A 25147-nucleotide genomic window follows, 5' to 3' on the forward strand; every position below is an offset into this window, starting at 1 on the left:
GTGTAAGGTGATTTGTTGAGGAGTTCCGTCGTTTATGCGGGCCGTATCCACACGGCGGTGTCATGAAAGACGCCGCCCCCGTTGGGCGCGGCCGGGTCGGCGCTGGTGAGGGTGTTGAGTCCGCGCCCGTCGATGAAATCGGCATTGGGCCAGATGCTCTCGATGATCGCCACGCCGCGCTGCAGGCCATCGAACAGGCGGGCATGGAGGCGGATCTCCCCCTGGCGATTGCCGACCCGCACCATGGCCGCCTCCACGATGCCGAGGTCGGCGGCATCGTCGGGGTGCAGCATCACTTCGGGCCGGCCTTCATGGCTGCGGGAGCCCGGGGTTTCGGTGAAACTGGTGTTCAGAAAATTCCGCGCCGGTGCAGTCACCAGACGGAAGGGATGCTCGGCGTTCTGCTCATCGGTTACCGCCCAGTGATCGGGCAACGCGGGCATCGCGGAGCCCAGCGGCCCCAGCGCCTGCCAGTCGGGGGCGAATCGGAAACGTTTGTCCGCATGACCGAAACCGTTGAGGAAGTGGGCCTCCTCGAACGGGAGCGCACAATCGTGCCAGGGGTGTTCACCCAGTTGATCGACCGCCGGCCAACCCGATGCGCTGAGGGTGGCGTCGATCAGTTCGCGTGCGGTCATCTGGAAACCGGCATGCTCGGCCCCCAGGCGTTGCGCCAGATCGCAGATCACGCGGTGATTGGAGCGCGCTTCGGCGAGAGGTTCAATGGCTTGCAGACCGACCAGCAGGTGAGTATGCCCTCCGGCCTGGTAGAGGTCGTCGTGCTCCAGGAACGTGGTTGCCGGCAGGACGATGTCGGCCATCCGTGCGGTTTCGGTCATGAACTGCTCGTGGACGCAGACGAAGAGATCCTCGCGGGCGAATCCCTGGTGCACCCGATTCTGATCCGGTGCCACGGTCATGGGGTTGGTGTTCTGGATCAGCATCGCGGTGATCGGTGGACCATCGCCGAGATCACGCCGGTCGCCGGTCAGCACGGCGCCGATGCGGGTCATGTCGAGTTGACGGATACTGGGGTCGGCCACGTCTGTGCCGTCGATGAGCGTGGTGTCCCAGTGATAGAGGGCGCTGTTGGCGTAGAGTGCGCCGCCACCGCGGTGTTGCCAGGTGCCGGTAATGGCCGGCAGGCAGCTTACCGCGTGCAGATTGGCCGCCCCGTTGCGCGATCGGGTAAAGCCATAGCCGATGCGAAGGAAGCTGCGTTTGGCGCGCCCATAGATGCGTGCAAACTCGCGGATCTCACGCGCCGGCAGCCCGGTAATGGTGCTGGCCCATTTCGGAGTGCGGGTGGCGAGATGGGCTTCCAGGCGCGCCGGGTCGTCGGTGTAACGTGTCAGGTAATCGCGGTCAGCGAAACCCTCTTCGAACAGCACCTGCATCATGGCGCAGGCCAGGGCGCCGTCGGTCCCGGGGCGCACGGCGATATGACGATCGGCCGTCTGGGCGGTGGCGTTGCGGTAGGGATCGACCACGATCACCTGGGCGCCACAATTCTTGCGCGCGCGTGCCACATGGGTCATCACGTTGACCTGCGTGGCTACCGCGTTGGTGCCCCAGATGACGATGAGATCGGACTCGGCCATTTCGCGCGGATCGGTGCCGCGAATCGTGCCCGCTCCCGCCGTCCAGCCGGCGCGGGCGATGGTCGAGCAGATGGTTTTGTGCTGACCGGCGTAGCGTTTGGCGTGCCGCAGCCGGTTGATGCCGTCGCGCTGCACCAGCCCCATGGTGCCGGCGTAGTAATAAGGCCAGATCGATTCGCCGCCGTGCTGCCGCTCCGCCTTGAGCAGGGCCTCGGCCACCTCGTTCAGTGCTTCGTCCCATGAGATCGCTTCGAACTGGCCGCTGCCCTTGGGACCGGCGCGCCGCAAAGGCGTCTGCAGTCTATCCGGGTGATGGACGCGTTCGGCATATCGGGCCACCTTGGCGCAGACCACACCCGCAGTGTAGCTGTTGGCGCGCGCACCATGGATGCGGCCGATGGTGCGTTCGTCGATCAACTCGACCTCAAGCGCGCAGGTCGAGGGACAGTCGTGAGGACAGGCGCTGTAGGCGATCCGGGATTTCATGTCGCGTTGTAGGGTTTGGCTCTTGGGTAGAGTGGGGCAGCCTAACCGCAGCCGCAATGGGAGACAAGCGATGTGCGTTCACGCCGCGGCTGCCACTGGCGCCGAAAGCCGTTACACTGCGCCCTCGCGGAGGGGCCATGTCTGTTGCGCTGGCACGAATTCTGGAAACACTGATCATGCCGCCGCTGGGATTCCTGGTGCTCCTGGCGCTGGGCGCCGTGTTATTGGCACTGCGACGTCGTGGCGGTTGGACCCTCTTCGGCGCCGGCTGGCTGGGCCTCTACCTGATCAGTACTCCGGCAATTTCGGCCGTGCTGGCCGGATGGCTGGAGACCACGCCGGCCGTGACCCCCGCCCAGGTCAGAGCCAGCGGGGCGGGCGCCATCGTGGTGATCAGTGCCGCCACCTACTACCGGGCACCCGAGTACGGTGCCAGCACCTCGGGGCGCTACGAACTCGAACGGGTGCGGTACGCCGCTTATCTGAATCGCAAGACCGGACTGCCCATCGCCGTCATCGGCGCCGATCCCTATGGCGAGGGCGAGGATAGCTCCGTATGGATCCGCACCATCCTCGAGCAGGAGTTCGGCGTGCCGGTACGCTGGGCAACAGCGGGGAGCTTGAACACCCGGGAAGATGCGCGGCGGGCGCGCAATCTGCTGCGCAGCGATCTGGTGGATCATGTCGTCCTGGTGACCCATGCAGGGCACATGCCGCGCGCGGCGTGGTCGTTCGAACAGGAGGGTTTTCAGGTGCTCCCGGCCCCTACCGGTTTCTTTACCCACGGTTGGGCGAGGGCGGGATTCGTCACTTTTCTGCCGTCGGCCGCCGCCTTGCGCCAGAATCAGCTCTATCTGCACGAGTTGCTGGGGGCGGTCTGGTACCGATGGGTGAAGGGTTAGCGGCAGGCCCCGACGGACCCGGGGCGGCAACGACGGCGATCGATCCAGTTGGCGTTGTCCAGCACAGCACCGTCGATCTTCGCGTTGGTGAGGTCGGCGCCCACCAGGTTCACGCGGGTCAGATCGGTATTGCTGAGATCAGCCCCCAACAGTCTGGCCTTTTGAAACTGGGCACGCTGCAGATCGGCATTTGCCAGGTTGGCGTCCTCGAGAATGGCGCCGACGAAACTGGCAGAGCGGGCCACAACCCCTGAGAGATCGGCGCGGTAGAGATCGGCCTCCTCGAAGTTGGCCTCTTCCAATTGGGCGCCCGCCAGCTGGGTTCTGGCGAGTGACGCCGAGTAGAAAGAGGCACCGTCCAGACGGGCTCCGTTGAGCACAGCATTGCGCAGGTTGGCACGATCGAAACGCCCCTCCCGAATCGATGCACCACTCAGATCGGCGTCTTGCAGATTGGCACCGACGAAGCGTGCCTTGTAAAGCCGCGCTTCACTCAGGTTGGCGCCGCGCAGGTCGGCCAGCTGGAAGTCGGCGCCGTCGAGACGGGCATCCTTGAAATTGGCACCCTCCAGCAATGTATGACTGAAGGTGGCTCCGCGGAGATCCTCACCTTCCAGCGTGATACCACGTTTATCGCAACCGCTCCAGTTGACCCCGGGTGCGGGCGGATCCTCGCAGCCCGCGTTTGCCGGACCGGCTGTAACGGCAATCAGCAGAAACGCAGAGGTAAACAGGGCGAGACGTAGCGGGGGCGGGTGCAAATCAGACTCCGTAATCAGGGACCATTCATGGATGGTAGCTAACCTGACGCCCGCTGTCTTGCCGCCCTCCGTTACCGCCATGCGCTCCGTTGCAACCCCAAGGCTTCTGGTTTACCCTGTCGCGCTCGCTTTCGGAGAGGTGTCCGAGTGGTTGAAGGAGCACGCCTGGAAAGTGTGTGTACGTTAATAGCGTACCGAGGGTTCGAATCCCTCCCTCTCCGCCATCAATAAAATACGGGGCCTCGTGCCCCGTTTTTTATTGATTGTCGATGGCTGGATTCGAAGCCTCGGTACTCAATCAGCCGGTTCGACAAGCCGCCGCAGGCGGCGAAGAACAGCGGAGCGAAGCGACGCTGGCCCCGAAGGGGCGAAGGGCGCAGCCCTGAGTAATCCCTCCCTCTCCGCCATCAATAAAATACGGGGCCTCGTGCCCCGTTTTTTATTGATTGTCGATGGCTGGATTCGAAGCCTCGGTACTCAATCAGCCGGTTCGACGAGCCGCCGCAGGCGGCGAAGAACAGCGGAGCGAAGCGACGCTGGCCCCGAAGGGGCGAAGGGTGCAGCCCTGAGTAATCCCTCCCTCTCCGCCATCAATAAAATACGGGGCCTCGTGCCCCGTTTTTTATTGATTGTCGATGGCTGGATTCGAAGCCTCGGTACTCAATCAGCCGGTTCGACGAGCCGCCGCAGGCGGCGAAGAACAGCGGAGCGAAGCGACGCTGGCCCCGAAGGGGCGAAGGGTGCAGCCCTGAGTAATCCCTCCCTCTCCGCCATCAATAAAATACGGGGCCTCGTGCCCCGTTTTTTATTGATTGTCGATGGCTGGATTCGAAGCCTCGGTACTCAATCAGCCGGTTCGACAAGGCGCGTCAGCACCGCAGCATGGGCCGCGCAGCGGCGAGAGGGTGCTGCCCGCTGATCCCTCGCTCTTCCCCCAAGTGAACGTAGAATACCCGACGCAAAGACTCATCCAGTGCGTGGTTCGTTCAGGCGAAGGTGCTCGAAGGCCATTCATTTGGCAGAAACGGTCAATCTTATCGGGGTTGAGCCATTTGACCCGTAGCAGGCCTTCTACTATTCACGCATATGCTGTATCGACCAAACCGGTTCGCCTACGAGGTGTGCACCGTGATCATGGATCACAGCTGATCTTTGGCAGGTGAAACTGGAACGCGATCGCATCTGTTCGCTGCCGGAGACGAGCGAAGGAAGGGGGTGCTGATTGCGGAACTGGAGGTGAGTTTCCCGGGTTCGACGGCTACACCGCCGAATCCCGCGCCGGCGAGTTGCTGCTGGGGTTGGCTACTCCCCTGGAGCAGCACAACAGCCCGATAAGTGCCGTGGCCCCGGCTGGAAACTGCGGTTCCTCTTGCCTTAGGTGCTGTTTACCGATCCGCACATCATGCTGATCGACGAGTCCACCAATAACCTCGATATCAACACCAACCGCTGGCTGGAGAATGTGCTCAACGCGCGCAACTCCACCTTGATCACTATCTTCCACAACCGCCACGTCCTGAACAGTGTCTGCACCCAACGGGCAGAACTGGATGACGGCGAGCTGCGCATCTAACAGGGCAAATACGATGAGTAGATCACCGCCGCCAGCAAAACGCGCGAACACCAACTGTCCAGCGAATCGCGCAACACGACACGCTTGAGAGAGTTACCTGAGCCGCCAGGCTTTGGCTTGACCCGTTGTCTCTCTGTTTTCAAGGAACCAAAAGCACCACGGAGCAGTCATCAAAGAAGGGCATGCCCTGGATTGGCGGCGCAACAAAAAAGGGGATCTCACAGGGATTCGGAGTGACCAATCCTGAATGTTTGCCCCGGACCGACGGACTGCTTCAACCACTCCGTGTCCATGCGCATTGGTCTACCTTGTTGTATCTGCGGCCTGGTTGCGAGTTTTCTATATGCCTATCACAGCGGCTGGGGCTCAGAACCCATTTGTATGGTAGAATCCACACTCTCTTCCAGCACCGCGAACTCTGGCATTTCTCTTGCCGGATTGCGGGATTCCCACGGTCCCCGAAGGACGGACTACTCCCACTGGATATTCAGCGCCTTGCAACGGGTTTGCAGGGCACCCTTGAACAGGCGCCGTTGGACGGAACTGTCATGGTTGGTCTGAATATCCCCTGTCATTGTCAGGAGCAAAAAACATGAGCAAAGAACAGAGAGGAAACAAAGAAAGTAAGAAGAAACCGGCCATGACGCCAAAAGAAAAGAAGGCTGCCAAGAAATCCAAAAAGGAATCAAAGCAGACGTTCGGCGATCTGTTTAGCTAAGGCAAGCTGCGTAAAAGTGGATCCATTATCTCAGGAAACCTCTGATCGAGTCATGAATCGGTGTCTCGCGGCTGAAATGCTCCGGCTCGGCGTTTCGCCTTGATCCGAATCATTTCATCACCCCAGACCCTCGACCCAGACTTAATCAGCGGTTTCTCAGTAACCACAGTTGAAGAGGTTGGGGCTTTTACTGCACGCAGTCATCTGTCGACAAGCGCTAAAGCCTCGGCCTCGATTTCCTGAGCTTAACGTTCCTACGACGCTCTCCATTTTCATCATGTTGATCTCAATTCCTGCCGAACCAGCGTCGGGAAATGACGAACGACAGGTTGCTGGCCGATGGTCTGAAAACATGTGATTTGAGTTTTCGGCAGTGCCAGTGCGGAGCTGGTCAGCTCCAGTACGAACCAGGAGCATGTCATCGGCATCAAAAAAGAGTTCGGATCGTCGGCACGCTCACGGAGTGCGCTGTATAGCGATCGAGATACTGAGTTGCTGCGCTCGGAGCTGTTCAGCATCGAGCAACTGAAGCGTCACGCGGTAATACTGGCTGGCCAGCACAGAATTGATCCGCGTCCGGGGCCGGATCGGTTACTGCCACGCCTGGCTGACAATGAGCGCGTCCTGCTGGCGGCGTATGACGTCGTGACAGCGACAGCCACGCCGGGACAACGGATGGTGCCGGCAGAGGCCTGGTTGCTCGACAATTTCTATCTGATTGAGCAGCAGATCAGCATGGCGCGTCGGCATCTGCCGCGCGGCTACAGCCGGCAATTGCCGCGACTGGCTGACAGTTCGTCAGCCGGGTTTCCCCGCATCTATGACCTGGCGTTGCAGTTGATCTCCCACATGGACGGTCGTGTCGGTAGCGATAACGTTACCGAACTCGTTGCCGCCTACCAGACCGTTGAGCCGTTAAAACTGGGCGAATTGTGGGCATTTCCGATCATGTTGCAGTTGGCGCTGCTGGAGAATCTTCGCCGCGTCGGCTTGCGTATCGCCCGGCGGCGCGAAGAGCGCGACACGGCCATCACTTGGGCGGACCGCATGCTCACGACGGCCGAGGTAGAGCCAAAACAGCTTATCCAGTTGCTCGCCGAGTTTGCCAATGCCGATGTGCCACTGACCGCGCCGTTTGTGGAGGAGTTTTACGCCAGACTCCAGGCGCATGGGCCGGCTATGGCGTTCGTGCAAACCTGGGTTGAGCAACAACTGCTCGAACAGGGGGTGACTGCAACGCAATTGTTGGCGGCAGCCGGGCGAACGGCCGCGACCAACCAGATCTCCATAGCCAACAGCATCGGCAGTCTGCGTTTTATCGGCGCAATGAACTGGAGGGATTACGTCGAGTCGCTCAGTGTCGTCGAACAGACGCTGCGTGAAGACCCGGCGGGGATGCATGCCAGTCAGGACTTCGCCACCCGCGATCGCTACCGGCATGTCATCGAGGACGTGGCCCGAGGTTGTGCGCATAGTTCGCACAGTGAGTTGGCGGTGGCGCGCGAAGCCATTGCCCTCGCGCGGGCCGCGGCAGAGCGATTGGACAGCAACGACCGCACGGCGCATGTCGGATATTACCTGGTCGATCACGGACGGCGGGCTCTGGAGCACGCGGTCGGCTGCCATTTGCCATGGAAGGTGCGGGCCGGTCGATTGGGACAGCGTTTCCGCCTGTTGCTCTACCTCGGCCCCATCCTGTTGCTCACGCTACTTTCGACATCGGGAGTGTTTTTCTCGTTAGGAGGATTCGATCCGGGTGACTGGCGTGCCTGGTTTTTTGCAGTTACCGGCATCATCGGCACCTCGGCGTTTGTCGTCCCGCTGGTGAACCTGCTGGTCACGCTCGTATTGCCGCCACGCGCGTTGCCACGCCTGGATTTTTCCAAGGGCATTCCATCGCAACACCGCACGATGGTGGTGGTCCCCACCTTGCTGAGCCGCCCGCAGGAGATTGATGATCTCCTTGAGGCCCTGGAAATACGCTACCTCGGTAATCGAGATCCCAATCTGTTCTTTGCCTTGCTCACGGATTTCCGTGACGCCTCCGAGCGCGCGCTACCGGGCGATGACGCCCTGCTTGCCCACGCGCGCGCCGCTGTCCAGACGCTCAACGCTACCTACCGCGAGGACCGGCCGTGCATCTTCTACCTGTTTCACCGGCCTAGGTTGTGGAATCCCTACGAACGGGTGTGGATGGGATATGAGCGCAAGCGCGGCAAACTGGAGCAGTTCAATGCCCTGCTGCGCGGCGAGGAGCAAACGGCATTTTCGGAGATCGTCGGTGATGCATCCATCCTCGCTTCAATCAAGTACGTCATCACCCTGGATACCGATACGCACCTACCGCGCGACGCGGCACGCACACTGATCGGCAACATCGCTCATCCACTCAATCGGCCGGTGTACGATGCGGGCAAGGAACGTATTGTCGAAGGTTACGCGATTCTGCAACCGCGCGCTTCGATCAGCCTGACCAGTGCCGGCCAGTCACGGTTCACCAGACTTTTCGCGGGCGAATCAGGTATCGACCCCTACACGCGCGAGGTATCGGATGTCTATCAGGATATTTTCGGTGAGGGGTCGTTCATCGGCAAGGGTATCTACGATGTAGACGCTTTTCGCCAGGCCGTTGATGGCCGCTTCCCGGAAAATCTCATTCTCAGCCACGACTTACTGGAAAGCGGCTATGCGCGCTCGGCATTGGTGACCGATGTCGACTTCATTGAAGAACATCCGGCCAGTTACGCCATGGAGAGCAGCCGGCGACACCGGTGGATACGCGGTGACTGGCAGCTTTCCGGCTGGCTGTTGCCGCGCGTGCCCGGACCGCCCAGTTCGGTCGGGTCAAATGGATCGCAGCCAACGCGGCAACCGAACCCGCTCAGCGCCTTGTCGGTATGGAAAATTCTCGACAACCTTCGACGCAGCCTCGTGCCGTTATCGTTACTGGCACTGCTGGTAGGGGGTTGGTTGTTTGGTCCGGGGTCGGCGTGGTTCTGGACCCTGCTGGTCGCGGGGGTGGTGCTCGTGCCCACCTTGCTTGGCGCTGTGATCGAGCTTATCCGTAAAGCTGAAGAACGTGATTGGCAGGTGCATCTTATCCTGACGAGCAAATCGACATGCCGACCAATGATGCTCGCTTTGTTGACACTGGTCTTTTTGCCCTACGACGCGCTGATTTACCTGGATGCGATCCTGCGCTCGGGTGTGCGGATGCTGTTCACGCGCAGCGGATTGTTACTCTGGCAACTGCGCTCCTATTCAAGCCGCAACGCGCGCCGTACGCTGGCCGATTTGCTTGTGGAGATGTGGATCGCGCCTGTTGTGGCGCTGGGGCTGGCCTTTGCATTGTGGCAAACACGCGCGGTGGAGTGGTACTTCTGGGCACCTGTCTTGTTGCTCTGGCTGGCGTCGCCCGTCGTTGGCTGGTGGATCAGCATTCCGCTTGTGCCCCCCGCACTGGACTTGACCGTAGAGCAACAGGCATTCCTGCGGGCGTCGGCCCGGCGAACCTGGCGCTACTTCGCGGATTTCACCGGTCCTGAGGACAACTGGCTGCCGCCCGATAACTTCCAGGAGTATCCGGCGCCGGCCATCGCCTCGCGTACCTCGCCCACAAACATCGGCATGTCGTTGCTGGCGGACCTGGCGGCGTACGATTTTGGTTATATCACCGCCGGAGAATTGCTGCGCCTCGTTGAGAACACACTGGCGACGATGGAAAAGCTGGAACGCTACCGCGGCCATTTTTACAACTGGTACGACACACGCACGCTGAAACCGCTGCGCCCGCAATTTGTCTCTTCGGTGGACAGCGGCAACCTGGCCGGTAGCCTGCTCACTCTTCATGCGGGACTGACCGAGTTGAAAGATCAACCGGTGCTGTCAGCAAATGCGTTTCAGGGGCTGCAGGACACCTTGCAGGTACTCGTCGAACATCTGCCCGCGTCACCCGCCCCGGATCTTGCGCAGAGGGTCAGGTTGCTGCAGGACACACTGCACTCACTCACCCTAAACGGAAAGCCGCAAACCCTGGTCGCCGCCGATAGCTTGCTAGATGAGATTCACCGTACTGGCGGAGGATTGGTTGCGTGGCTGCCAGCGGATATCGATATCGATGGCGAACTGTATTACTGGGCGCGGGCATTTGACCGGCAATCCTGCGCCATACGCGAAGATCTTCGATTCCTGGTGCCCGAAACCGATCCGGGGCCTGAACAGGGGCCAGGGCGCATCCCCACTATCCCAACATTGGCGGAATTGGCCAGAGAGAAAACAGTTGGAACTGAAGCGCTGCCATCGGCGGTGGGGGCAGGACCACGCTATAAGGGCGTGGTCGAACGGCTCAGAATCATCGACGATTTGGTTGATCGTTGCCAGAAACTGGCAGTGATGGATTTTGAATTTCTCTATGATACGTCGCGCTGCTTGCTGAGCATCGATTACGACGTGGATGAACGGCGTCGTGATCCGGCCTGCTACGACTTGCTGGCATCCGAAGCGCGCCTGGCCAGTTTCCTGCTCATCGCGCAGGGACAGGTACCACAAAAACATTGGTTCTCACTTGGCCGCCTGCTGACCAGCCATGGTGGCGACGTGAGCTTGATTTCGTGGAGCGGCTCGATGTTCGAATATCTCATGCCGCAGCTGATCATGCCGAGTTATGAGAACACCTTGTTGGATCAGACCTGCAAGGCCGCGGTATTGCGCCAGATCGAATACGGCCGACAACGTGCTGTGCCGTGGGGCATTTCCGAGTCCTGCTATAACGCCACCGATATGCACCAAGTCTATCAATATCGGGCTTTTGGCGTACCCGGGCTGGGCCTCAAGCACGGGCTGGGAGACGACCTGGTCATCGCCCCTTACGCCAGCGCATTGGCGCTGACGGTGATGCCACAGGAGGCGTGTCGCAACATGCAGCGGCTGGCCGCCGAAGGTCTGCTCGGTATTTACGGGTTCTACGAGGCGGTCGATTACACGCCAACGCGCGTGCCGCGCGGCAAGCCGTACGCCATCGTGCGGGCGTTCATGGCGCATCACCAGGGCATGAGCCTGCTCGCTTTTGCGCATGTATTGCTCGACCAGCCGATGCAGCGCCGCTTCATGTCAGATCCCCTCGCACGGGCGACCGAGTTGTTGCTGCAGGAACGTGTACCGAAGAAGGGGGCAACGTTGCACCCGCACGCGGCCGAAGTGATCGCCGCCGCACAACCCGCCGTCGCAGAAGCCGGCGCGATCATGCGTGTATTTGCCGACCCGAACACCCCGATACCTGAAGTCCACCTGTTATCCAACGGCCGCTACCATGTCGTGGCGACCCATGCCGGTGGCGGTTACAGCCGCTGGCGCGACCTGGCCGTTACTCGCTGGCGCGAGGATGTTACTTGCGATGGCTGGGGCACCTTCATTTATTTGCGCGACTGCGACACGGGGCATTATTGGTCAACCGCGTACCAACCGACACTGTGCGAGGCCGATCACTACGAGGCGATCTTCGTGCAGGCGTGCGCCGAATACCGGCGGCTTGACCATGCGATTGACACGCACACCGAGATCTGCGTCTCACCGGAAGACGACGTCGAGATCCGCCGTGTCGACCTCACCAACCAGTCGTCACACACCCGTCACATCGAGGTGACGAGCTACGCGGAAGTGGTGTTGGCGCCGTTGAATGCCGATCTGGCGCATCGCTCGTTCAGCAATCTGTTCGTGCAGACTGAAATCCTGCCCGACCGGCAGGCGATCCTCTGCACGCGCCGCCGCCGCACACCGGGGGAGCAGGTACCGTGGATGTTTCACCTGTTGGCGGCACCCGGTGCTATCGCCGATGAGCCGTCTTACGAGACCGACCGCGCCAGATTCATCGGCCGGGGCCGAACGGCGGCCAACCCAGTGGTGCTGGATGGCAGTGACAACCCATTGACTTTGTCGAACACCGATGGTTCGGTGCTCGATCCCATCGTAGCGATCCGCTGTACTATCACCTTGCCGGCTGACGCATCGGCGACCGTGCAGATCATCTCCGGTGTTGCAGATACGCGTGAGGCGGCACTGGCGCTGATTGACAAATATTGTGACCGCCACTTTGTTGAACGTGCTTTTGAGATGGCGTGGTTCCAGAGTCAGGAAGTACTTCGCCATCTCAACGCAACCGAAGCCGATGCGCAGGTCTATGGGCGCCTGGCCAGCTCCGTCATTTACGGCAATGCCTTGCGTCGTACCGCGCCCAGCGTCATTGCCCGCAACCAGTCGGGTCAGACCGGGCTTTGGCGTTTCGGCGTCTCGGGCGATCTGCCGATCATCCTGATACACATCGGCAACCTGGACCGCATCGATTTGGTAAAACAGGCGTTGCAAGCCCATGCCTATTGGCGGATGAAGGGCTTGACTGTGGACTTGGTGATAGTGAACGAGGATTTCTCGGGCTACCGGGCGGTACTGCAAGATCAGATCATGGGGCTGATCAACGCGGGTCCCGAGGCGCACATCATCGACAAGCCGGGCGGGGTCTTTGTGCGGCGCGCCGAAGAACTTACCGAAGAGGATCGGGTCTTGTTCCAATCCGTCGCCCGCATCATGTTCACCGATACCGCCGAGACATTGGTCGAGCAGATGGAACGCCGCGCGCCGGTAGATCGTGTGCCGGACCAGCTGCAGCCATTGCTGAAACCGGCGACTGAAGCGGCCCATCCACTGTCGGCACGCGAACGCGTTTTCTACAATGGCCTGGGGGGCTTCACACCCGACGGGCACGAATACGTCACCACCCTCGAGCCAGGTCAGTGCACGCCGGCGCCGTGGGCCAATGTCATCGCCAGCCCGCACATTGGCACGGTCGTCAGCGAGAGCGGCAGCGCGTATACCTGGGTGGAAAACGCGCACGAATTCCGGTTGACCACCTGGCACAATGATCCGCTTAGCGACAGCAGCGGCGAGGCGTTCTACATCCGCGACGAGGAAACGGGTGCGTTCTGGTCACCGACGCCGTTGCCCGCCTGCGGTCGGTCAGGGTATGTGTGCCGGCATGGGTTTGGCTACAGCGTGTTCGAGCATTACGAAGCCGGTATCTCCTCGGAACTGTTCACCTACGTCGCCATGGACGCCCCGGTGAAGTTTGCGGTAGTGAAGCTGTGTAATCATTCCGGGCGCCCGCGTCGATTGTCGCTGACCGGGTACTGGGAACTGGTGCTCGGTGAGTGGCGGCACGCCAATCTGATGCATATTGTTACCGAGATGGATCCACACAGTGGGGCGCTGTTTGCCCGCAATGCCTACGGCCGCGAATGCGCCAATCGGATCGTCTTTGCGCAGGTCAGCGAGCTGGAGCGCACGCTGTCCGGAAACCGTACCGAGTTCATTGGCCGCAACGGCTCGCTGGCCAGCCCGGCGGCGATGCGCCGCATGCATTTGTCGGACAAGACCGGCGCGGGTCTTGATCCGTGCGCCGCGATACAGACCCCGATCGAGCTGGCCGACGGGCAAGAGCGCGAGATCGTGTTCGTGTTCGGCGCGGCCCGCAACGCCGACGAAGCGCAGCATTTCATCCAGCAATACTGCGGACCGGCTGGCGCTCGACAGGCATTGGAATCGGTATGGGAATACTGGAACCGCACCCTGGGCGCGGTGCGTGTGGAGACGCCAGACCCTGCGTTGGACGTGTTGGCTAACGGTTGGCTGATCTACCAGACCCTGTCCTGCAGGCTCTGGGGCCGCAGCGGCTATTACCAGTCCGGCGGCGCCTACGGGTTCCGCGATCAACTGCAGGACACCCTAGCGCTGATCCATACGACACCTTGGCTCGCCCGCGAGCACCTGCTCCGATGCGCCGAGCGCCAGTTCGTCCAGGGTGATGTGCAACACTGGTGGCATCCGCCCAACGGCCAGGGCGTGCGCACCCATTTCTCCGATGACTATCTGTGGCTGCCGTATGCCACCTGTCGCTACGTGCTGGCGACTGGCGATACGGGGGTGCTCGACGAGTCCGTCCATTTTCTGGAAGGACGTGAGCTGTATGCGGAAGAGGAGGCCTACTACGATCAGCCGCAACGCTCAACCGAAACGGCCAGCCTGTATGAGCATTGTGTGCGTGCCATCAAGCACGGGCTGCGCTTCGGCATCCACCACCTGCCGCTGATGGGCTGCGGCGACTGGAACGACGGCATGAACCTGGTCGGCAAGGAGGGCCGTGGCGAAAGTGTGTGGCTGGCGTGGTTCCTGGTCGAGAACCTTGAATTGTTCGCGGGCCTGGCACGTGGCCGGGACGACGAGGCCTTTGCCGAGGTATGCAGCGGCCAGGCGGCGCAACTGCGTACCCACATCGAGGCCCAGGCCTGGGATGGCGCCTGGTACCTGCGCGCCTGGTTCGACGACGGCACCCCGCTCGGCTCGGCCAGCAACGATGAATGCCAGATCGATTCGATCAGCCAGAGCTGGGCGGTTATTTCCGGCGCTGGTGATCCCCTGCGGGCTCGCCAGGCGATGGCGGCGGTGGACCAACGCCTGGTACGACGCGATGCGCGGTTAATCCAACTGCTCGACCCGCCCTTCGACAAGTCCGCGCTGGAGCCCGGCTACATCAAGGGCTATATCCCCGGCGTGCGCGAGAACGGTGGCCAATATACCCATGCCGCGATCTGGACCACGATGGCGTTTGCGATGTTGAATGACAGGGAACGCGCATGGGAGTTGTACGCCATGCTCAATCCCGTCCATCACGGCAGCACGCCCGAGGCGATCGAACGCTACAGGGTCGAGCCGTATGTCATGTGCGCGGATGTCTACGGCGCACCCCCCCATACAGGCCGGGGCGGTTGGAGCTGGTACACCGGGGCGGCGGGTCTGATGTACCGGCTGATCGTGGAAACACTACTGGGCCTGCGCCTGGAATTGGATCATCTGCGCATTGCACCGTGTATCCCGGCCCATTGGGAGTCGTACAAAATTCACTACCGCTATCGCGAGACCTTCTACCACATCACAGTCAGGCGCATCGGTGAAAAGTCGGAGCCAGCGATCCGCGTGACGGTAGACGGTGCCGTGGTAGCTGGAGCTGGCGTGGATGGGACAGGGCGCGCGCAAGGCATGATTCCCCTTGTGGACGACCGCCGGGAGCATAACGTCGAGGTTGATTTGATCTGAAGGTGTTTTGCATTGCCCATATCCCTGCCTGGTGACCACTGGATATGGGCGGGCGTGGCGGTTTCAGCTGTGGATAATGTCCCGGAACACGTGGGCGCCGACAATGCCTTCGCGCTGCTCTCATGGTGGGCAAATACCTCTTCGTTGTCCGACGTTACGGTGTGGACGCGCTCAGCGAGTGGCTCCAGCAGTTCGAGCACTGCTTGTTTGACGCCTTCGGCACCCGTGTTGGGGACTTTGGCGAACCACGCCAGCCGCGACTTGCGCCCCGTTGAAGGGACAAGGGCCTGCTCATGGCCGTTGCCGGTGACGGTATCGGGTTCCCGGTCACCCAGACGGGCGCGGCGTACCTCACGACCGACCGTATCACCGAGCGCCCGTGCTCGTTTCAACGTGTAAGTACGAATCGCCAGCTTGACGCGTCCGAAACCGGCGGGGCGCATGCTCAGGGCATCGACCCCCCTGCCGAGAAGCACGAGCGCTGCGGCGGCATCGCCGGCCATTTCGCCGCACACACTCACAGGCGTACTCTGGAAGTGGGCGTGGGCGTCGCGGATTATCATGTTGATTGCGTTGAGAACGGCGGGATGCAGGGTGTCGCTCGGCGCCGTGACCCGAGCGTTCATTCGGTCTGCCGCGAGAATGTACTGGGCGAGGTTGTTCGTCCCGGCGGAAAGACAGTCGAGACGGGCCGCCGAGGCCTTAGTCAAGAACACGGCGAACGGCACCCGGCCGCTTGGCGGTTGCCTTCCTTCCCCATGTCGCTGCTGACGGCTGTGTGCGGTGGTCAAAGCGAATGGGCGATATGTCCGGGACCGCACATATCTGGTAAGCTCGGTGTGTGCTGCGCAACGTGGTGAAACGCGACCTGCGACGACTGGCAGGACTACCGCAAAAAAGGTGATCGTGAAGTGAATTCCAGCGAGAAACTCGGCGATCTGAAGCGAAACCGCCTGCTCGCAGCGCTTCCCGCGGATGTTCTGGGTCGTCTTCAACCCACTATGGAACCGGTTAAACTGGCCTTGGGGCAGGTGATCTACGAGCCGGACGAGACGCTTTCGCACGTCTACTTCCCCACCACCGCCATCGTTTCGCTGCTCTATACCATGGAGAACGGTACCTCGGCCGAGATGGGGGTCGTTGGCTGTGACGGCGTCGTGGGCATCGCCGTGTTCATGGGCGGTGATACGACGCCTAATCGGGCCGTGGTTCAAAGCGCGGGCGACGCCTTCCGGTTGGGGCTTAAATTCTTTCGCGACGAATTCAGGCGAATTGCAGAACTGCATCGGCTGTTGCTGCTCTACACGCAGGCATTGCTCACGCAGATGTCGCAGACCGCCGTGTGCAATCGGCTCCACTCGGTAGAGCAGCAACTGTGCCGCTGGCTACTGCTGAGCCACGACCGGCTGGAATCCGATGAGCTGGTCATGACTCAGGAGTTGATAGCCAACATGCTGGGCGTGCGCCGGGAAGGCGTATCGGTCGCAGCCCATCGACTCCACAAAGCCGGACTGATCCGTTACCGACGCGGTCACATTACGATCATCGACCGTCGTGGCCTGGAGCGCGCGGTCTGCGAATGCTACCAGGTGGTCAAGACGGAGTGTGATCGCCTCTCACCGCCCAGGTGAAACGCCCCGGCGTGTCGGGCAAGCCCATCGGCCGCATTGCACGCCGGCGCACGGACGGCGGGCCAGGCGCACGCCAATTTGCTGACTCGCAGGCTTCTGTGATGCGCCAAACTGGCCATCTAAAGAGCGATTACGGGATGCATCCGCTTGAATCGTGCTGTGTATCCGAATGATCGTTACGGTCGTTCGGACAGGCGAAGGCGGTTGGCGATGGCTTAGGAAGTGGTGGTGGGTGGCAGCCTGCACCCACCTGCGTTCGATAAAACGCAATCAGGCGTCGAGCTTGCCTGGCATCAGGCGCTCGGACTCTGTCTTGACCACCTGGTAGCACTCGCAGACCCGCTTCTCCAATCCCGGCCGATCGAGGACGGTGATCTTGCCGCGGGCATAATGAATGAGCCCGGCGCTCTGCAACCTCCCGGCGGCCTCGGTCACACCCTCGCGGCGTACGCCCAGCATATTGGCGATCAGTTCCTGGGTCATGGTCAGCTGGTTGGACGGCAGGCGGTCCAGGCTCAACAGTAGCCAGCGACACAGTTGCTGGTCCACGGAGTGGTGCCGGTTGCACACCGCCGTTTGCGCCATCTGGGTCAGTAGCGCCTGGGTATAGCGCAGCAACAGCCGCTGCATCGGACCGCCGCGAAAGAACTCATTCTTCAGGTGCTGCCCGGTCAGCCGATAGGCGTGGCCGGCGCTTTGCACCACCGACCAACTGGACGTGGTCTCGCCCCCCATGAACAGCGCCACGCCGACGATCCCTTCGTTGCCGACCACGGCGATCTCCGCCGAGGCGCCATCCTCCATGATATGGAGCAGCGAGACGATGGCGGTGGTCGGGAAATAGACGTGGCGCATCGGCAGGCCCGGGGAAGAGACCGTATCGCCCAGCGCCATTTCCACTGGTTCCAGATCGGGAAAGATGCGCGCGCGTTCGATTGCCGGAAGGGCGGCGAGCAGGTGATTGTCGCCCGGGTTTTGAGCGTTTTTCATAGCGAAACCCCGCGCGGACCTAAGGCGTTGATGACGCCTGCCGCGAAGGCGATGAATACCGAATTATAGCACCGCACCACTGCGTCATACGGCGCACAGACAAAAAATGCCCACGCGCCGAGTCCACCCCGGTGCAGGTCAATGGCGAGTTCGCCACCAGGCCAGGCGGGCGCTGTGTACGGTAACGTACAGACGACGGTTGCAGCCCGCCATACGCTGATTTCCTCAGACGGAATCGTGGACGAAAGCGAGCCGGATATGAACCGGGATTTCGTTCAAGGCAATTGGAAACAGTTCGAGAGCACGGTGCAGTCTCGGTGACGCAAGCTCAATGAGGATCAAATCGATGTCATCGCCGGTAATCGCGACGAGCTTGCCGGCAGTGTTCAGGAGGTTTGCGCCCTGACGCGCTAAGACGCCGAGAAGCAGGTCAAATGCTGTGAGGATAGCACCTGCAATTGCGGTCATTTGAGGAGTGTAGTCCTAGCCACAGGGAGATAAGGATGGGGAAAATGGATCGATATCCCATCGGCGCAGCCGATCAGTCTTACAACCAGCCAGCAGTCGCGGAGCTCAAAGCGCATTCCGACCGAGTCGACGCCGACGCGATGCACCATGCCCTTGAGTGCAGTAGCGACGATCCGCTCAACCTTCAATGGATGAAACGACTCTGCGATGCCTCCCTGTTGGGCATGGTTATATCCGACGCGCAGGACAACTGCATCTATGCCAACGCCGCTTTTCGCAAGATCACCGGGCTGACAATGAAAGAGGCGCTCGGCACGCAGTGGATCAACGCGGTACACCCGGAGGACTGGCAGCGCGTGTTGTCCGGGCGGCAGGTCGCCGCGAGGAACCGGAAGCCGTTCCAGTCGGAGATCCGCGTGGTGCGGCGGTGCGATGGCAGCGTGGTTTGGACGCGCCTGAACGCAGCCGTGGCGCCAAACCGAGGCGAGCAGAACATCAGCCTGCTGATTGTTGAAGACATTGTCGCGCGCAAATCCGTGGAGGCGGAGTTGCAGGCGGCGGAAGAGGCCCTGTTCGCGGAAAAGGAACGTGCCCAGGTCATGCTCGACTTCATCGGTGACGCAGTGCTGACCACCGATCAGGCGGGCACGGTGACCTATCTGAATCTGGAGGCGGAGACGATGACCGGCTGGTCCCATGATGAAGCCTTGGGTCGGCCGCTGGCCGAGGTGTTCCGCATCATCGACGGGACGACGCGCGCCGTGGCCATGAATCCGGCACAACAGGCCATGGACAAAAACCAGACGGTGGGTTTGGCCATGGGTTGTACCCTGGTGCGCCGCGATGGTTCCGAGGTCGAGATCGAGGACTCCGTCGCGCCCATCCACGACCGTAACGGCGGGGTCACCGGCGCGGTGATCGTGTTCCACGACGCGGCTCAATCGCGCACTCGGGCAGAACAGATGGAGCACCTGGCCTGGCACGATTTTCTCACCGGCTTGCCGAACTCCGCGCTACTGACGGAGCGGTTGTCCCAGGCAATCGGCCTGGCGCGCCGCAACCACAGGCAAGTGGCAGTGCTGTTTCTCGACCTGGATGATTTCAAGTTCGTCAACGATTCGTTTGGACACCTGATCGGCGACCGGCTCCTGCAGACGGTCGCGGCGCGACTGCAGACCTGCGTACGAGCCACGGACACGATTTGTCGGCGCGGTGGTGACGAGTTCGTGATCCTGCTGGCGGAAATCGCACATTCGAAGGATGCTGCGCAGGTCGCCGAGCAGGTGATTGCAAGCCTGGCGGAGCCGAAGAACATCGAGGGCATCGAAGTGCGGGTGAGCGCGAGCGTCGGCATCAGTGTCTACCCGGATCACGGTGACGACCCAGTGACCCTCATGCAATACGCCGATACCGCCATGTACCAGGCAAAGGCAAGTGGCCGGAACGGTTACCGGTTCTTTGCTGCCGATTGCAGCCGCAGGCGGGACTGAAACAGCCTGAACTTCCACATTTGGAGACTCCCGAAATGAAATCCAGCAATTCAGCTCTTTCCGCCCTGTTCCTGACCGCGACCCTGGTGTCCGGCGCGGGCCTGGTCAGCATTGCCGGCTGCGCCTCCACGCAGACGCAGTCAGGGACCGGCGAATACTTCGACGACACCGTCGTCACCACCAAGGTTAAGGCGGCCATACTCCGCGACCCGATGCTCAAGGTCTTGGATATCAACGTCGAGACCTTCAGGGGCGTGGTGCAACTGAGCGGCTTCGTGGGATCCCAAAGTGAAATCGATCGGGCTGTCACGGTGGCGCGCGGGGTTGCGGGCGTGAAATCCGTTAAGAACGACATGAAGATGAAGTGACAGGGGATCGAAGGTGTTCAACCCCGGCCATCCAGACAGGCGCATGGTGTTGATTGTGATCGGTCTGACCCTCGTTCTCGGCGGTGCCGCGCTGTCCGGTATCGGCCGGGATACGGCCGTCGCCTACGCCGCACGGGTGGTGTTCGTGGGTGAGTACGGGCCGGTCGCGGTGAACCGGGGCGATGGCATGACGTTTGAAATTCCCGGCACATGTCTTGTTTCCCGCTTTCGTGCACTGCGAAGCCCACTGTTGCCAGGGCGCATGGAGCACCTGGTTCCTCCCCAAATCGTCACGGGTCGGCGCCGGTTTGACGTGGCCGGCCCGTGGCAGCCTGCCGCTGTCGGCGACCCGCGCAGCGGCCGGGCAATGGGGTACACAGAGGGGCAATGGGGTGCCAAGGATCGCGTCGTCCAACCGGTCCAGCGACTGCGCACCGCCCTGTGGGAATACATCGCACTGGAACCGGGCGCACGTTCTGCGTGGCCGGTCGTGCCGGCGCCGGGGCGCGAAGGCCCGCGGTGTGCCGTTGCGATATGGATCTAGCCCGCCTATCTCACCGATGTCTTGTCGTAAACCCGTCCGGGACCCTTCCAACGGTTTGCTGGTCGATACCTGGACTTTGACGAGAGAGGGGGTGTGATCATGCTGGTAACTTTTTCCTGCCCAGCCTATGCGGATATCACCCTGTTCGGCGATGTGGCGATCCACCTGCTCAGGATGATGGGACACAGCGGAACGATACCCGGTGCGCTTGATGCCGCCGATGTTCCGCTGGCGCTCGAGCGGCTGGAGGCGGCGCTGGCGCTGGAGGGGCAGTCGCCGGGGCCGGGAGTATCCTCTCCGGTAGAGGACGAGGAACCCGCCGTCAGTCTCCATCACCGCGCTCTGCCCGTGGTCGAACTGCTCAGGGCCGCGACCAGGGCCGAGTGCTATGTGATGTGGGACAGCAACCCGCAATCGGGCACAGTCAGTTGATGGCGACAGTCAACGACCAACCTGATTCTCGGGCCAAGGTCAATGGCCTGGGCCTGAGGCCGAACAGGACGGATCGTAACCCTGCCGCTGAGCCCTGCCTAAGCCCCATCCATTCGACTGCTTGCAAAACCCGAGATCTCGGCGGTCTGTCTTCGTGCAAAATGCGGGCTGGACGCGGCGCTAACCCATGACGCGCGCATAGGTGGTCCTGTCAATCGCGTAGCAGTCGCAGGTTGCCGCCTCGAGGCCGCTGCGGTCAAGAATCGTAATTGCACCGCGGCTATAGTGGATCAGCTTACGCCGCTTCAGGGCACTGGCGGCCTTGGTGACGCCGACGCGACGCACACCCAGCATATAGGCGAGGAATTCCTGCGTGACATGAAAGCTGTCCGAGTGCGCCCGGTCGTGTGTCATCAGCAGCCAACGTGCGAGGCGCGCCTCGACCTGATGAAAGTGGGTGCAGGCCGCGGTCTGTGCAATCTGGCTCAATAGCACGTAGACGTAGCGCTTTATGACGCGTTCGAGTACCTGGTTTTGCTCGAGCTCGCGGTTAAACGATGCCGCGTTCATGCGCAGCGCCGGGCCTGCCCCCTGCACCAGGGCGCGCAGAGGCGAGACATTCACGCCGAGGAGCAGTGAAATCCCGAGCATGCCCTCATCGCCGATAAGCCCAACCTCAAGGGTAGTGCCGCGGTCGCTGGGCGTGGTCAGGGAAATGAAACTCTCGGTGGGAAAGTAGACATGGCGAATGCGCTCGCCAGGCTCGGCCAGGCTCTCGCCAAATGTCAGATAGATCGGCTTGCAATCTGCCGCAAAACGCTGGCTGTCTTTGCGCGGCAAGGCGGCAAGTAACCGATTGCCGATAGTGGCAACGGGGGTGGGCGGCACGTGCGCTCTCCTGATGGCGGGGAAATAACCGGAAGCGACACCAGCGATCCAGCCGATGCCATGCGGATGCGGGGTGCCGGCCAACACCGAAAGGCCTCCCCAAGATGATTGGCTCGCATTATGGGGAGTAACCGGCTGGTTGTCTGCTCGCTTGCGCACATAGCAGGCTTGCGATGCAAATGGGCGGGCAACAATCCGCCCGCGAGCGTTGGTGGGCTGCCAGCATTGAAAGCGGGTTTATGTGCGCATGCGTACAGAAGGCGTGTCGTGCACGGTGTAAGTTCGAATCGAAACGGGGACCAGACAACGAATGCTGGAGCACTGCACGGCGCCCCACCGGAGGGCATCGCGCCATGTTTCCGGGAATGGTCTCTGACCTGGGAGAAGCAGTGATGGGCGTTCATGCCGCAACCGCATCGGCGACCAACCATGATCGGATACCGCGCCGGATACAAACGCAGCTGACCGGCCGGGTCAGGGTCCCGTTCGAGAGGCGGCCCACAATGATCGGCACAGCTACTACCTGGTCGGCCCCAGGCCCAATCTGGCTGCGCGTTTCGAACGATCCCCCTAGGACCATGGCTACGGTTTTGCTCCAGCGGTCAATCATCCAAACTGCTTTGCCAGCTTGGGCCTGAAGCCGAACCCCTCATGCAAGATGCGGGCTGGTCAGCGACGGCACTGCGCCTGACACCGCACCAAGTCCGGCGCAGTGTGCCATGGAGGAAGACCGTATCGCCGCGCTGACGGTGGGCTGCGCATGGGTCCGGTGGTCCCAATGTACGCTGGCGTACAGACCCCGGTCGAACGGGCACCCTACCCTGAATCTGAAGAACGAGCCGAAAACGAAGGGATGACATGTTCTCCCCGGACCGGCAATCCGCCTGCGTTGAGCGACATGGGCACCACTTCGGTTGGCTTGACGTCGGGACACCAGGCGTCACAGCAGACGTTCAAATGAGAGGATTTTCATGCCATCCCAGCACGATAGCGGTGGACCAGGCGGCCCGTGGGGCAGTGGGGGCACACCGCCTGATCTGGAGGCTCTGATACGACAGTGGCAGGCTCGGCTCAAACAGTTCCTGCCGAGTGGCGGCCCGAGCGTGTTGATTGTCGTTGTCGTTCTCGCGGTGGCCGGCTTGCTCGCATGGACGGCCTATTACACCGTACCGAGCGATTCCGTCGCTGTGGTGCAGCGCTTTGGCAAGTACCTCAAGGACGTCCCGGCGGGATTACATTTCAAGCTGCCGTTCGGTATCGATACCGCAACGATCGTTCCCGTTAAACGGCAATTGAAGCAGGAATTCGGCTTCATAACCCCGGGCGCCAGCGATCCGTACCAGGGTACTCGCGACGGAAGGCGGGAGACGAAGCGCGAGACGGAGATGGTCACCGGTGATTTGAACGCCGCGCTGGTGGAATGGGTCGTTCAATACCGTATCTCGGATCCCGTGAAATTTCTCTTCGAGGTTAGGGAGCCGAGTGCCACGCTGCGCCATGTCTCCGAATCGGTCATGCGCGAAGTCGTCGGGGACCGCACCGTCGATGAGGTGATTACCATCGGCAGGCAAGAGATTGAATCCGAGGCGCTTGCCAAGATGCAGGCTTTATCCACCAAGTATGCCATGGGACTCAGTATCGACCAGGTGCAACTGAAGAACATCAACCCTCCCGGGCCGGTGCAGGAATCGTTCAACGAGGTCAACCAGGCGCAACAGGAGAAGGAGAAGCTCATCAACGAAGCCCGCCGCGATTACAACAAGGTAATCCCGCTGGCCGAGGGCGAGAAAGATCAGCGTATCCGCGAGGCCGACGGCTATCGGCTCAAGCGGATCAATGAAGCGGAAGGCGATGTCGCCAGATTCAGTGCCTTGCTGGCCGAGTATGCCAAGGCGCCAGAGGTCACGCGCCGCCGCATCTATATCGAGACCCTGCAGAATGTGCTGCCGGGCATTCGCTCCAAAATCATCATCGATGAACAGGCGCGCGGGATATTGCCGTTGCTGAATCTCGATTCGCAGGCGGGGGGCGCGCGGCCATGAGCAGGAACACTCAAATCGCACTCCTCGTGGTCCTCGGTATCGGAGGGTATCTCGCCATGAGCGCGATCTACACCGTCAGCGAAGTCGAGCAGATGATCATCACCCAATTCGGCAAGCCCGTTGGTGACCCGGTAACGTCGGCCGGTCTCAAGATCAAGGTGCCCTTCATCCAGGACGTCAATCCGATCGATAAACGGGTGCTCGAGTGGGACGGCAGCCCCTCGGATATGCCCACCAAAGACAAGCTCTACATCTCGGTCGACCTTTTCGCCCGCTGGCGGATAACCGATCCGCTGCAATATTTTCTGCGGCTACGCGATGAACGCAGTGCCCAGTCGCGCCTTGACGACATTCTCGGCAGCGAAACACGTAACGCTGTGGCCAAACACGAGCTGATCGAGATCATCCGCACCACCAAGGACCGCGTACCGCTGCGCGACGTCCTCCTGACCGATGCGGAAAAGGAGCTCAATATGGGTGCCCTGGTGCCCATACAGAAGGGGCGCCAACTCGTGGAGCAGGAGATTTTCACGGCCGCCGCCGAGAAGGTTCGGGTCTTTGGTATCGAGTTGCTCGATATCCGATTCAAGCGGATCAACTACAACGAAAGCGTGCGCCCGAAGATCTACGACCGGATGATCAGCGAACGGCGACAGATCGCCGAACGTTTCCTGTCTGAGGGGAACGGCGAGGCTGCCAGGATACGCGGCAACCGTGTGCGAGACCTGAACAAGATCCAGTCCGAGGCCTACCGGCAGGTCGAAGAGATTCGTGGCGTGGCGGACGCCAAGGCCACTGAGATCTACGCGGCCGCATACAACGAGAGTCCCGCAGCGGTGGAGTTTTATGAGTTCACGCGCACCATGCAGGCCTACCAGGCGATCATCGCGGAAAAGACCACGCTGGTGTTGTCCACGGACAGCGATCTATTCAAGTTTCTCAAGGGCATGAGCCCGAACGGTGCGCGGGTGCCACTGGAAAGCACAGACGCAATACGGCGATAGCACGTGAGCCACCTGCGCCGCACCTTCGTGCATTGTCGGCGAAGGAACGGAACTTGCTCCACAAAGAGCCAATGGTTTCACGCACCTCGATGATGCGCGTCGGCGAGC

14 protein-coding genes, 1 tRNA gene and 1 pseudogene are annotated in these 25147 nt (G+C 61.3%); 11 read left to right on the forward strand and 5 right to left on the reverse strand.

Translation table 11 applies throughout. From position 1 onward, the window contains the following. Positions 1-32: 32 nt before the first annotated feature. On the reverse strand, positions 33-2087 hold the full coding sequence (locus DWQ09_12070; protein ID KAA3627884.1) for a molybdopterin oxidoreductase family protein: 2055 nt from the start codon (positions 2085-2087) through the stop codon (positions 33-35). A 56-nt stretch (positions 2088-2143) separates the two neighbouring features. Between DWQ09_12070 and DWQ09_12075 the strand changes: the two genes are divergently transcribed. Then, positions 2144-2989: a YdcF family protein gene (locus tag DWQ09_12075; GenBank protein ID KAA3627885.1), complete on the forward strand. Its 846-nt coding sequence runs from the start codon at positions 2144-2146 to the stop codon at positions 2987-2989. Here the strand turns inward: DWQ09_12075 and DWQ09_12080 are convergent. Continuing rightward, a complete protein-coding gene (locus tag DWQ09_12080) occupies positions 2986-3831 on the reverse strand; it encodes a pentapeptide repeat-containing protein (GenBank protein ID KAA3627886.1) in 846 nt (281 codons plus the stop codon). The two genes, DWQ09_12075 and DWQ09_12080, sit on opposite strands and share 4 nt — an antisense overlap. Before the next feature lie 52 nt (positions 3832-3883). Between DWQ09_12080 and DWQ09_12085 the strand changes: the two genes are divergently transcribed. The 3 genes and pseudogenes from DWQ09_12085 (at position 3884) to DWQ09_12095 (ending at position 15182) form a co-directional block, all read left to right on the forward strand. Continuing rightward, positions 3884-3974: transfer RNA gene (locus DWQ09_12085), tRNA-Ser, on the forward strand. A 1026-nt stretch (positions 3975-5000) separates the two neighbouring features. Next, positions 5001-5341, forward strand: a pseudogene (locus DWQ09_12090) (ABC-F family ATPase). Between the two features lie 1192 nt (positions 5342-6533). Continuing rightward, entirely contained in the window at positions 6534-15182 is an 8649-nt protein-coding gene (locus tag DWQ09_12095; protein KAA3627887.1) for a cyclic beta 1-2 glucan synthetase, read from the forward strand. On the opposite strand, the gene DWQ09_12100 is transcribed toward DWQ09_12095, so the two are convergent. Beyond that, on the reverse strand, positions 15011-16246 hold the full coding sequence (locus tag DWQ09_12100) for a hypothetical protein (protein KAA3627888.1): 1236 nt from the start codon (positions 16244-16246) through the stop codon (positions 15011-15013). The genes DWQ09_12095 and DWQ09_12100 overlap by 172 nt on opposite strands. On the opposite strand from DWQ09_12100, the gene DWQ09_12105 reads away from it, so the two are divergent. Beyond that, positions 16184-16813, forward strand: a complete 630-nt coding sequence (locus tag DWQ09_12105; protein KAA3627889.1) for a Crp/Fnr family transcriptional regulator — start codon at positions 16184-16186, stop codon at positions 16811-16813. The genes DWQ09_12100 and DWQ09_12105 overlap by 63 nt on opposite strands. Before the next feature lie 270 nt (positions 16814-17083). On the opposite strand, the gene DWQ09_12110 is transcribed toward DWQ09_12105, so the two are convergent. Next, complete coding sequence (locus DWQ09_12110; GenBank protein KAA3627890.1) at positions 17084-17803, reverse strand: Crp/Fnr family transcriptional regulator; 720 nt, start codon at positions 17801-17803, stop codon at positions 17084-17086. 503 nt (positions 17804-18306) lie between these two features. On the opposite strand from DWQ09_12110, the gene DWQ09_12115 reads away from it, so the two are divergent. From DWQ09_12115 to DWQ09_12130, 4 genes are all read left to right on the forward strand, one after another. After that, on the forward strand, positions 18307-19761 hold the full coding sequence (locus tag DWQ09_12115; protein ID KAA3627891.1) for a diguanylate cyclase: 1455 nt from the start codon (positions 18307-18309) through the stop codon (positions 19759-19761). A gap of 35 nt (positions 19762-19796) precedes the next feature. After that, entirely contained in the window at positions 19797-20129 is a 333-nt protein-coding gene (locus DWQ09_12120) for a BON domain-containing protein (protein ID KAA3627892.1), read from the forward strand. Between the two features lie 43 nt (positions 20130-20172). Next, a complete protein-coding gene (locus DWQ09_12125) occupies positions 20173-20673 on the forward strand; it encodes a hypothetical protein (GenBank protein KAA3627893.1) in 501 nt (166 codons plus the stop codon). Positions 20674-20772: 99 nt separating this feature from the next. Further along, positions 20773-21105 carry a DUF1840 domain-containing protein gene (locus DWQ09_12130; protein KAA3628025.1) on the forward strand — a complete coding sequence of 111 codons (333 nt, stop codon included), beginning with the start codon at positions 20773-20775 and terminating at the stop codon, positions 21103-21105. Positions 21106-21285: 180 nt separating this feature from the next. On the opposite strand, the gene DWQ09_12135 is transcribed toward DWQ09_12130, so the two are convergent. After that, positions 21286-21993 (reverse strand): Crp/Fnr family transcriptional regulator, encoded by a 708-nt coding sequence (locus DWQ09_12135; protein KAA3628026.1) that lies wholly within the window; start codon positions 21991-21993, stop codon positions 21286-21288. A 971-nt stretch (positions 21994-22964) separates the two neighbouring features. Between DWQ09_12135 and hflK the strand changes: the two genes are divergently transcribed. Continuing rightward, positions 22965-24035 carry an FtsH protease activity modulator HflK gene (gene hflK / locus DWQ09_12140; protein ID KAA3627894.1) on the forward strand — a complete coding sequence of 357 codons (1071 nt, stop codon included), beginning with the start codon at positions 22965-22967 and terminating at the stop codon, positions 24033-24035. Then, the gene (gene hflC, locus DWQ09_12145; protein KAA3627895.1) at positions 24032-25039 is read left to right on the forward strand and encodes a protease modulator HflC; all 1008 of its coding nucleotides are present in this window, start codon (positions 24032-24034) and stop codon (positions 25037-25039) included. The genes hflK and hflC overlap by 4 nt, the downstream gene beginning before the upstream one ends. Positions 25040-25147 lie beyond the last annotated feature (108 nt).

This window comes from Pseudomonadota bacterium (genome assembly GCA_008501635.1).
Lineage (GTDB): Bacteria > Pseudomonadota > Gammaproteobacteria > QQUJ01 > QQUJ01 > QQUJ01.

Coding starts and splice junctions, on each gene's coding strand:
- DWQ09_12070 (KAA3627884.1), bottom strand. CDS start 2,087: ATGAAATCCCGGATCGCCTACAGCGCCTGTCCTCACGACTGTCCCTCG.
- DWQ09_12075 (KAA3627885.1), top strand. CDS start 2,144: ATGGGAGACAAGCGATGTGCGTTCACGCCGCGGCTGCCACTGGCGCCG.
- DWQ09_12080 (KAA3627886.1), bottom strand. CDS start 3,831: ATGGCGGTAACGGAGGGCGGCAAGACAGCGGGCGTCAGGTTAGCTACC.
- DWQ09_12105 (KAA3627889.1), top strand. CDS start 16,184: ATGGAACCGGTTAAACTGGCCTTGGGGCAGGTGATCTACGAGCCGGAC.
- DWQ09_12110 (KAA3627890.1), bottom strand. CDS start 17,803: ATGAAAAACGCTCAAAACCCGGGCGACAATCACCTGCTCGCCGCCCTT.
- DWQ09_12115 (KAA3627891.1), top strand. CDS start 18,307: ATGGGGAAAATGGATCGATATCCCATCGGCGCAGCCGATCAGTCTTAC.
- DWQ09_12120 (KAA3627892.1), top strand. CDS start 19,797: ATGAAATCCAGCAATTCAGCTCTTTCCGCCCTGTTCCTGACCGCGACC.
- DWQ09_12125 (KAA3627893.1), top strand. CDS start 20,173: ATGGTGTTGATTGTGATCGGTCTGACCCTCGTTCTCGGCGGTGCCGCG.
- DWQ09_12130 (KAA3628025.1), top strand. CDS start 20,773: ATGCTGGTAACTTTTTCCTGCCCAGCCTATGCGGATATCACCCTGTTC.
- hflK (KAA3627894.1), top strand. CDS start 22,965: ATGCCATCCCAGCACGATAGCGGTGGACCAGGCGGCCCGTGGGGCAGT.
- hflC (KAA3627895.1), top strand. CDS start 24,032: ATGAGCAGGAACACTCAAATCGCACTCCTCGTGGTCCTCGGTATCGGA.